The sequence below is a fragment of the Streptomyces sp. NPDC127084 genome, from assembly GCF_042724175.1.
Taxonomy (GTDB): Bacteria; Actinomycetota; Actinomycetes; order Streptomycetales; family Streptomycetaceae; genus Streptomyces.
This window is the reverse complement of record NZ_JBHXFA010000265.1, coordinates 1-5,503: the sequence shown is the minus strand read 5'-3', so window position 1 is coordinate 5,503 and position 5,503 is coordinate 1. Positions and strand designations below refer to the sequence as shown.

The following is a 5,503-nucleotide window of genomic DNA, read 5'->3' as shown; positions in this document are numbered from 1 at the left end:
ACTCCTCCGGATAAGACTTGGGCACAGCGACACCCTTCCCACCCGCCCCACAGGGCAAGCCAGTTCAGACGTCACCCGATCGTGCAGCAGACCCGTTCCTGATTACCTTGCTGAACGAGCCCGGGCTGCGCCTGGGCGAGGCGCTCGGGCTGCGGCATGGCGATCTGCGGCTGCGGGCCGGCGAGGTACGGGTGGTGCCCCGGGAGAGCAACGTCAATGCTGCCCGGGCGAAGGGCCTCAAGGCCAGGACGGTGCCGATCGGTACCGCTGTTCTGGACACGTACGCGGACTACATGGAAAGCGAGTACGGCACGCTCGACAGCGATTACGTGTTCGTCAACCTCTTCCGTGGCCCGCACGGGGCGCCGATGACGGCCGACAGCGTCAAGGACCTGTCCAAGCGGCTACGTCGGCACAGCGGCGTAGCACACTATTCGCCCCACGCCTTGCGCCACACCTATGCCACCAGGCTCCTTCGTGCCAAGGTGCCGGCGGAGGTCGTCTCCGAGCTCCTCGGCCACGCCAGCGTGCAGACCACCATCGACACGTACGCCAACCCTCAGGAATTGCATCTGATGGGCGAGAAACTGCAGGTCGCGAGCTCAGAGCGGGGCTTGACGGGGACTCTACCCCGCCACAACTTGGCGGCCTGAGCTGGGTGTTTGGCGATCAGATCCCATCTGATGCAGGATTTGCCCTCTGAAGGGGAGGGTGAAAGTGGGTCTACAGCAGCGACGTGCCGACCTGGCGGGGGCGGCTCACCTGGAGCTGGTCTCCGGGGTGGCCCAGTTGCGTCCCCAGGACGCAATGGTCGAGGCGATGGTGCGGGGTTGGCGCGCTCAGCAAGCTGCTCGTGGGCTCCGCGAGGACACGGTCACGGCCCGGGAACGACTTGTACGCCGGTTTCTGGAGTACACGAACGAATATCCGTGGTCCTGGACGTCCGGCCATGTGGATGAGTGGTCACTGTGGCTGACCAGTGAGAAGCGCCTCGCGCCGTCCACGATCCGCAGCTACCAGGGCAGTCTGCGCCTGTTCAGCGAGTTCCTGATCGACGGCCGTTACGGCTGGTCGGTGGCCTGCGAGGATGCCTTCGGCACCCACCCGGTGGCCATCTGCCACGAGTGGAACACCATCGCTCACCTCAACGACTACGAGGGGCGCCCCGAGGCGAGGCCGTTCACGCGCGAGGAGATCCAGCGCTTCCTCGACTACGCCGACGACCAGGTCGAACGGGCGGTCCGGGCCAAGCGCAAGGGAGCCCTCGCCGCCTACCGCGACGCCACTCTCTTCAAGGTCATCTACGGGTGGAGTCTGCGCCGGACCGAGGCATCGAAGCTGGATGTGGTGGACTTCAGGCGGAACGCGAAGGCTCCGCAGTTCGGCCGGTACGGCACCCTCAACGTCCGCTACGGCAAAGCGAAGAAGGGCCAACCGCCGCGCCGTCGGAATGTGCTGTCGGTGATGGACTGGGTGGTGGAGGCGGTCGCCGACTACGTGGAGAACGTACGGCCGCGGTTCGGCTGCGAGGATCACCCCGCGTTGTGGGTGACCGAGCGAGGCGGGCGGGTGAAGCCGGCGGAGATCAATGCCCGGTTCGTCGCCTACCGTGACGCCCTGAAGCTCCCGAAGGCGCTGACGGTCCACTCCGCTCGCCATTCTTACGTCACCCACCTCACGGAGGACGGGGTTGACCGGCGGTTCTTGCAGCAGCAAGTCGGTCACGAGAATGACAGTTCCACCGCCATCTACACGCACGTCAGCGATGACTTCATGAACACCATGCTCCACAAGGCACTTGCTCCCGCGCTCGACCCGATCCCCGCAGACAAGGACCGCTGATGGCCGCGAAGCTCGACTACCACTGGCACCTGCGCAAAGTCATGGCCGACCGCGGGCTCTTCTCCACCACCGACCTCATCCCGCTGCTGGACGAACGTGGCATCACCCTGTCGTCCAGCCAGGTCTACCGGCTCGTCGTCGAGCGCCCCGAACGACTCAGCCTGAAGATCCTCATGGCCCTGCTCGACGCCCTCGACTGCACCATGGACGACCTCATCGAGCCTACCGCCGCAGCAGCTTCCGGAACACCTACCCTGACAAAGAAGGCCGTTGGCGCCGAGGCAGGCGTCGGTGACCTGCGACCCAAGCGAGCCCGCATCCGCGGTCTCGAGCGGCCGTGACCGCACCCGGGCACCCCGATCGGGCCGTCACGGATCCGATCGGGCTCATCGTGGACCTGGTCGCGGCCGTCGAACATCGCCTGGAGCCTGACCGGATCCGCACCGTGGTCGCCAGCGTCGCGGGCGGCCGCTCAAAGTCGCGCCGCCTCGCGGCACACCTCGCTGAACATCCCCGCGTGCTGAACGACGGTCGCTCCCCGGCCCCCAGGGCCGTCGGCGACCTGCTCATCGCGCTGCGCGAGGCCGGAGCCGAGGCCATCTCGCCGCCGTGTTGCGCCGAATGCGGCAGGCAGATGCGAACCCTCCAGCGCCGCGGCCAGGACTGGTACTGCTGGAACTGCGGGCCACAGCCCGAGCCGTGTGCTGCCTGCGGGAACACCCGCAGGGTCGCTACACGCGACCGGGCCGGGCGGCCACGATGCGGCAAGTGCCCGGACACCGACGGACGCGACCCCGTCGCAGTGATCGGCGCCCTGATCGCTGCACTGGACCCGCAGGCCGGACGGGAGACGGTCTCCGACGCGGTCCGCCGATCGGCACCTCGTCCCTCCTACCAGCAGAAACTCGCCTGGGCCCTGGAAGCCAACCCCGCCCTGCTGACCGGGGACGGCCACCTCGCGCCCCACCGCGCGATCCTCAAACTGATCGACCTGCTGCTCAAGGCTGGCGTCACCGGGATCGTCCGGCCGTCCTGCCCCGGCTGCCACAGAGTCGTACGCATCGACAAGCCCCTCAATGGACAGCGGGTCTGCCGCATGTGTATTTCCCACTCCCGGATCGAAGAGTGCTCGGGATGCGGAGCCCGTCGAGAGCCCGCCACCCGCGACGAACAAAGTCGGCCAGTGTGTCCGAACTGCCTGGTCAGCGACCAGGCGAACCTGGAAACCTGCATCAACTGCGGGCGCCGAAAGGTCGTGAACATCCGCACGCCGGACGGCCCTCTCTGCGCTGCCCCTCCTTGCCCACCGCTACTTGCAGCATCTGCGGCGAAGAGAAGCCCTGCGGCACCTCCCGCACCACGGGCCGGCCATGGTGCCTGGACTGCCAGCATCGCTCAGCGTCATGCTCGGCCTGCGGCAGCGTCGCAGCGGTCATCTCCGGCACTCTCGACCAGCCTCTTTGCCTGGACTGCACCGCCCCTGAGGTCTGGCACACCTGTCCCACCTGCAGCGATCCCGACTACCCACACCCCGGCCAGTGCGCTCGCTGTCTCATCAACCGGCGCCTCAACGAGCTCCTGGGCCCTCCGTCCCATGCTCTCCACCCCGCGCTCGAAGCCCTGCGGAACGACATCGCCACCGCCGAGCACCCCATCACCGCCAGACGGTGGCTGAACAAGCCGTCCGTGTCTCCGGTCCTGGCCGACCTCGCGGCCGGCCGACGAGCCCTGACTCACGAGGCCCTCGACGAGCTAGCCGACAGCCCGCCCCTCGCCCATCTCCGCCAAGGCCTCGTCGGCGTCGGTGCCCTGCTCGAGCGAGACGAGTACATGGTCCGCCTCGAACGCTTCCTCACCGGCCTTCTCGCATCACAGCAAGACCCCGAAGACTCCGTTGCTCAATTGCTGGTCACGCGGTGAGTTTGTAGGCGAGGCGTTCGAGGCGGCTGGTGCGGACCCGGCGGAGGGGTTGGATCGACCTGTGAGGCCAGCCAGGACGGGGCCGCGACCGCGAGAGCCTCCAGCGCGGCACGCACGCTCTCCCCGGCCAGCTCCAGACGGTTCAGGTCCCGCACCGCGGAGACGATGTGCGTGGAGTCGGTGCGCTGTCTGCCGCCCGCGCCGATCAGCCCCTCGGTCCGGCAGTGCTCCACCAGCCGGTCGAAGACCACCCGCTCCAGGCCGTGCCCGGTGATACGGGCGCGGAACTTGCTCAGCACGGTGAAGTCGAAGCCGGCATCGGTCAGCTCCATACCGAGGGCGTATTTCCAGTCGATGGCCCGCACGGCCATCGCGGCAGCCTGCCGATCGGTCAGGTTCTCCGTGAACTGCAGCACCGTGACCAGCGACAGCACGGCCGGAGGCATCCCCGGGGCGCCCCGCACCCCGAAAGAGCCGGCAAACGGCTCGTCGGCGAACAGCCCGGCCAGCCGGTCACGGACCCGGATCGGCAGACTCCCTTTCGGGAAAGCGGCCCGGGCCACTACCGCAGTCTGCTCCGGGACCGGCGGCAGACCCCTGGGCTGCATCGACATCGCTTCACTCCCCACCGACACCACACGACCGGCCCTCGACCACAGAAGCGATCATCCCGTCAACAAGACACCGCACGCAGTCAATTGAGCAACGGAGTCCCCGAACAGCGCAAAGTCCTGCACCGGTACGCGATCTGGCACCTGGTCCGGCGACTTCGCCGACGCAGCAACGGCCGACCCCTGACCTCGCAGCAGTTCATATCCGCACGTCAACGCACCAACGCGGCCGTCGCCTTCCTGACCTGGCTGAAGGCTCACGACCTCGCCCTGGAGACCTGCCAGCAGGCCGACCTCGACCAATGGCTCACCGACGACTCCGCCACCTACCGCCACACGGCCGGACACTTCATCCGCTGGGCCCGCACCAACAAACTCACCACCGTCCACGTCCCCGCCGTCCGCTGGAACGGCCCCACCCAACCACTCGATGACGAACAGAGGTGGAACGTCGCACGCCGACTCCTGCACGACGACACCCTCAAACCAGAAGACCGCCTGGCAGGACTCCTTCTCCTCCCCTATGCCCAAGGACCTTCAGCGATAGGCCGGTTGACCATCGAGGACGTCGAGGCCGGTGCTCAGGAAGTACGTCTCCATCTCGGCGATGCTCCCGTCCAGTTGCCCGAGCCCGTCGCACTGGCCCGCGTGGTTGCCGCGAACCGCAAGGGGCACGCGACCATCGGCGCTCTGGCCCCGTCACCCTGGCTCTTCCCCGGTGGCCAGCCCGGACGGCCGATCAGTACGACGCAGCTGACCCAGCGGCTGAACCAGCTCGGGATCCGACCCAATCAGGCCCGCAGCACTGCGCTCTTCCAGCTCGCCACCGAGATCCCGGCGGGGATCCTCGCCGAAGCCGGCCGCACCAAGCGGATCCGCAACACTGCCAGTACCGGCCTCAAGCACCGCAGCGAGAGCTGAACTCAGCTCACCCACAACTCTTGACTATTGCTCAGCCCAGCCCCGGCTCCTTCAAAGGCCAGCACGTCCGCTACTCCCTGGGTCGGTTCGGCCGATCGGGTTGGTGATCACATGCTTGATGCGGGTCGGGCGGCCACTGCATGTCAGGGACGATCATCTGGCGTGCGTCAGCATGCTCTTCAGCCGCATCCGCGCCGCCCCACGCTCCC

The 5,503-nt window shown here is 67.6% G+C and carries 6 protein-coding genes; 5 read left to right on the top strand and 1 reads right to left on the bottom strand.

Annotated features, from left to right (window positions below; translation table 11 throughout):
• The first annotated feature begins 17 nt into the window (after positions 1-17).
• The 4 genes from ACFWI9_RS32705 to ACFWI9_RS32690 all read left to right on the top strand — a co-directional run bounded on the left by ACFWI9_RS32705 (position 18) and on the right by ACFWI9_RS32690 (position 3,762).
• Entirely contained in the window at positions 18-653 is a 636-nt protein-coding gene (locus ACFWI9_RS32705) for a tyrosine-type recombinase/integrase (protein WP_387168470.1), read from the top strand.
• 64 nt (positions 654-717) lie between these two features.
• Positions 718-1,842 (top strand): tyrosine-type recombinase/integrase, encoded by a 1,125-nt coding sequence (locus tag ACFWI9_RS32700; protein WP_387168467.1) that lies wholly within the window; start codon positions 718-720, stop codon positions 1,840-1,842.
• Positions 1,842-2,183: a helix-turn-helix domain-containing protein gene (locus tag ACFWI9_RS32695; RefSeq protein WP_387168465.1), complete on the top strand. Its 342-nt coding sequence runs from the start codon at positions 1,842-1,844 to the stop codon at positions 2,181-2,183. The genes ACFWI9_RS32700 and ACFWI9_RS32695 overlap by 1 nt, the downstream gene beginning before the upstream one ends.
• 958 nt (positions 2,184-3,141) lie before the next feature.
• The gene (locus ACFWI9_RS32690) at positions 3,142-3,762 is read left to right on the top strand and encodes a hypothetical protein (protein WP_387168461.1); all 621 of its coding nucleotides are present in this window, start codon (positions 3,142-3,144) and stop codon (positions 3,760-3,762) included.
• On the opposite strand, the gene ACFWI9_RS32685 is transcribed toward ACFWI9_RS32690, so the two are convergent.
• Positions 3,741-4,376, bottom strand: a complete 636-nt coding sequence (locus ACFWI9_RS32685; RefSeq protein ID WP_387168458.1) for a transposase — start codon at positions 4,374-4,376, stop codon at positions 3,741-3,743. The two genes, ACFWI9_RS32690 and ACFWI9_RS32685, sit on opposite strands and share 22 nt — an antisense overlap.
• A gap of 84 nt (positions 4,377-4,460) precedes the next feature.
• Between ACFWI9_RS32685 and ACFWI9_RS32680 the strand changes: the two genes are divergently transcribed.
• Positions 4,461-5,294 (top strand): hypothetical protein, encoded by an 834-nt coding sequence (locus ACFWI9_RS32680; RefSeq protein ID WP_387168456.1) that lies wholly within the window; start codon positions 4,461-4,463, stop codon positions 5,292-5,294.
• The last annotated feature ends 209 nt before the right edge of the window (positions 5,295-5,503 follow it).